The organism is Nitrosomonas sp. ANs5, assembly GCF_050584665.1.
Taxonomy (GTDB): Bacteria; Pseudomonadota; Gammaproteobacteria; order Burkholderiales; family Nitrosomonadaceae; genus Nitrosomonas.
Map to the genome: position 1 here is coordinate 1 of NZ_JBEUDO010000094.1, position 4,200 is coordinate 4,200.

The window sequence follows — 4,200 nt, forward strand, 5'->3', positions numbered from 1 at the left end:
TTCATCTTTATACAGTTTGTGTCGTGATAGACGTGCAGCAGTCTCTGAACTAATTTTAGCTACCGATGTAAGATCTATCCCTTGCTGATTAATATCCTTCGGCATAACAACAGGGATACCTCCATCGACATAATCACTTTTATGAAGCTGAGATCCAAACGGACCGGTCTGTATTTTACCTCCATAGTCTTTGCATAACTCACCAAGCGTCGATTTCGTCCAGCTCTTTGTCATACTACCCCTTTTAAGATTTTTAGCATGAGAGTGTTTGCTTCACTATTTAAGTTTGCCAATTCACTGTGAATCTCACCGAGACGTGAGGCATAGTCAAAATTTTCATCCAATTCGATGGAATACCCTACATAGCGGCCTGGCGTTAAGCTCCAATCATTTTCTTCAACTTCTACCACATCGACGATTTTACATAGACCTTCAACATCCTCATATTTTCCATTGGGAAAATGCTCCTTCAACCATGGATTGCTTTTAAACTGATCGGAAACATCCTCACCACGGTATGCCTTCACGATAGCGGTCAGTCCTTCCATTTGTGCATCATCAAAAAAGCGATGTTGATCTTCTTCAACATAAACATTGCGCGCATCAATCATTAGGATGTTGCGTTTGTTTTCTGACTTCTTACCACGATCCAAGAACCACAAATGGCAGGGAAGCGAGCGAGTGTAGAAAAATTTATTACCTACGGCCACGATACAATCCACCGCTCCAGTCTCTATCAGTTTCTGACGAATCAGCTTCTCGCTAGCACCTGCATCAGTAGCAGAAGATGCCATAACGAATCCAGCACGGCCACGCTCATTGAGGTAATGATAGAAATACTGAATCCAGAGGTAATTGCCGTTATCAGCCTTCGGAATGCCTACATCACTGAATAGCCGCTTATCGGTTTTCACAAAGTCTTTGCTCTTATCTACCTTGTTGACGTTGAACGGTGGATTTGCCATTACGAAATCACATTTGCCTACCAGATCATGCGGATCAGAGTAAAAGCTGTTGCTCTCGATGATTTTTCCCTCGATACCATGAATTGCAAGGTTCATTTTTGCGAGGCGGGTATTGTTGGATTTCTGCTCGGTGCCATACACCTTGATCGCTTCATTTACAGCACGGTTGCTATGGTCTCTCACAAAATGGCCAGTCTGAACAAACATACCGCCCGAACCACAAGCTGGATCATGGATAATTCCGTGATCCGGTTCGATGAAATTAACGATCAGCTGCACCAGTGATGGCGGGGTGAAGAACTCGCCACCTTCCTGTGCACCTGCACCGCTCATGGAGAATTTCATCAGGAAATATTCGTAAATCCGTCCGAATACATCACCCTTCAGATTCTTCACTGAATCCTTGTTGAATACACGGATCATTTCTCTCAGCAATTCTGCTTCCAATTCTTGATATTTTTTCGGCAGGATACCTACGAGATCAGGATAGCTTGCCTCTATCAAGCGCATGGCCTCATTGACTGCCTCATTGATATTATCACCCTCGGGTAGATTAACTAAGTACACATACTGCGATTTCTCAGGCAACAACATCGCACCGACACCCTGAAAATCTGCTTGTGTCGCAGCACGTTTTCCTCGTGGCCCTTCTGGAATTGAAGCTTCTATCGCGATTTTGGCTTCTTCATAGCGGTTCTGAGCATAACGTAGCAGGATCAACCCCAGAACAGGGTCTTTATACTCTGCTGCTGTTAGCTTGGAATTAGCACGCAGGTTATCTGCTGAATCCCAAAGTTCTTTTTCTAGCTGTTTTATTTGTTCGTTGTTCATGTGACCTTTATCAGCAATTCAAAAGCAGCTTATTCTAGCCCACTCTTTAGATTTAAAGCCTGTAAGCTATTCCCATCCGCCGTGAATTGTACTAGCTAAAACGTGATCTCCAAAATAGCGAGATTTCTAAATCTATTACGGTGCGATCCTGCACAACCTTTAAGTAGCTCCCAAACCTCGTTATCCACAATTTCCGGGGATAAAGCTGTGGGTAACTACTTTATGTCAAGGAAGGATAATGATTATTCATAGCGCCTAATTTCTGGCTAGCGAATAAGCTCTCAGCAAACACTCCATCTTCTCTGCATTTGCAGGAAGTAACCCAATAACCACAAGAGCTTTCGGCGGTTTTTTCCGAGCCTGTGGGGGTGTTTTCAATGGCCGATTCATATCACTAGCGGCACGACCGGATTGCACTTGATCCCCGGGGAGGAGATTGGCGCTAGCAGTGCCTGGCAAAATTTGCAGGTAGTTCCACAGCTTTTGCTAACCATTGCGAAGCATTATTTGCCCGCCGTTCTGGTGCTTTCTTAACTCGAACGGTTAGTCTGTAACTATGATGACTGACTGTTACAATCTGAGGTTATGGGTCGATAAGAGACTATAGGCGTAACGGTTACACTATAACCAGATATAGTGTAACCATGTTCGATCAACGAGAGGAGTTAGGAGTGGGTTTAACGAATGCTGAAAAACAAAAGCGGTATCGTAGCCAACACTACGGGCTAGATTCGGAAACGGGTTACGTGGAAGGCGTCGAGATATTGCACCGCCTGCAGACAAATATAAATTCTGTTGCCAACGCGAATCTTAAGCGGCTGGTCAAGAAAACTGGACATACTCGACGCCAGATTATTCAAGAAGCTATCAATGATCTTGCGGAGCGGTTAGGCTGTAACTCTGATGACTGATGGATTTAATCTTCAGCCCGATGCAGCATCGTTTGCCGTTTGTGTTTCGGCGGGTAACTGGTTTGTGACAGCGACAATAGCGACTTAGGCGACAGTTGCGGCGCTTGCTTCCTCTTGTTTAGAGCAATTGTCGCTGTAGCGATCTCCCGTTTGCGTATCTGTGGGATATCAGCCCCCGGAAGAGATACTTCACCTGATTACCCAATCCAGGGGAATTGTTGTCATGGTCCCCTTCATTAGCACATCGCCAGAACTTGAATAGCTTCTACACATATTAATGAATAATTGTCATACTGTAGCGTATGCAAACCTGTAAAATATTGGCTGCTTTGGTTCTTCCATACTTCAGCATTTTTGTTTGACGGTGTAAAAATATCGCTATTAATTTGTGCTGAGCTACCTAACAAATAATAAATTATTTCTTCGTCCGCTGCATTTCTTTGTTGCTCTGAAGATAAGCTGTTAATTCCAAAAATTTTTCCCAATAATTTTGCATCTAGCTTATTATTGAGGATTGAAGTGGCTATTTCTGGCTTTATGCAATATAAAGTAATTGCAAAAATTGTCAGTAATTTAATTCCGAAAGTAGCATTTCGAGTTAAATAATTGTGCCTGGAAAGTGTGACGTAAATCTCAATGTGTCTTACAACTGATTCATCTTCTCGTAGGGATAATTTATTTACAGTTATAAGCTTTTCTATTATTCGAATTGATCCACATTCATAAAGTCTATATTCCTTCAGCAAAGCACTATTACACACTAGGTTTTTATAGTATTCAATTGCTGCAATGGTTTCTTTGTGCCTACCAGTATTTACAGTTTCAGGTAAATTAATAGTAAATTTTACGAATTTATCTAAATAGCGTTGCGCATCTACAGCATGACCATAGCAGTGGTTCACTGAAGCTTTTAACTGCTGGGTATTCGTGACAAGGATAAAACTGACAGCATCAACATCGAAGGTATGTTTGACTATTTCAAGCATATCTACGGCGAAGTTGGGTCTACAGCGGTCAAGTTCATCGACAAACAAGATGATTGGTTTTTTAGCAGATATTTCTGCAAGTGCTGTTTGGAATGCTTTTAAGTTCTGCTCAGCTTTAACATGATCTTTAAGTAACGATTCAACCGTAGCATCAATAGCTTTATCTGCTGTTTTCTGAATTTCTTTGTCAAACTCGTCTACCACATTTGCAGCATCTTGTCGAAGTATGTGTGAAACACCTGCCTTCGCAAGTGTTTTTAAACCATATCGTACAGCTGGTAACGCCTTTCTCATCAAGTTTTGTTTGCTCTCGCCTTCTGGCAGCACTTTAATGACTTCAGCGAGTACCGTCATTAAAGGCTCATTCGCGTGATCTGCTTTAAACGCATCAATATAGATCAAATGATGTGTTTCACTCTTTTGCATCAAGTTAATGAGCTTGTGACAAAATTCAGTTTTGCCTGTGCCCCAACTTCCATCTATGACTATTGGCGAAACATCAATATC

The 4,200-nt window shown here is 42.2% G+C and carries 4 protein-coding genes; 1 reads left to right on the forward strand and 3 read right to left on the reverse strand.

Annotated features, from left to right (window positions below):
- Positions 1–234: hypothetical protein (locus tag ABTW62_RS13405; protein ID WP_430905078.1), on the reverse strand; the 234-nt coding region annotated here is incomplete at its 3' end.
- Positions 231–1,796, reverse strand: coding sequence for a type I restriction-modification system subunit M (locus tag ABTW62_RS13410; protein ID WP_430905079.1), 1,566 nt, complete (start codon positions 1,794–1,796; stop codon positions 231–233). The genes ABTW62_RS13405 and ABTW62_RS13410, both read right to left, overlap by 4 nt.
- Positions 1,797–2,440: 644 nt before the next feature.
- Here ABTW62_RS13410 and ABTW62_RS13415 point away from each other — a divergent pair.
- Positions 2,441–2,707: a hypothetical protein gene (locus ABTW62_RS13415; protein WP_430905081.1), complete on the forward strand. Its 267-nt coding sequence runs from the start codon at positions 2,441–2,443 to the stop codon at positions 2,705–2,707.
- A 236-nt stretch (positions 2,708–2,943) separates the two neighbouring features.
- Here ABTW62_RS13415 and ABTW62_RS13420 read toward each other — a convergent pair.
- The coding region (locus ABTW62_RS13420; protein ID WP_430905082.1) for a KAP family P-loop NTPase fold protein at positions 2,944–4,200 on the reverse strand (1,257 nt) is incomplete at its 5' end.

Coding starts and splice junctions, on each gene's coding strand:
- ABTW62_RS13415 (WP_430905081.1), top strand. CDS start 2,441: ATGTTCGATCAACGAGAGGAGTTAGGAGTGGGTTTAACGAATGCTGAA.
- ABTW62_RS13410 (WP_430905079.1), bottom strand. CDS start 1,796: ATGAACAACGAACAAATAAAACAGCTAGAAAAAGAACTTTGGGATTCA.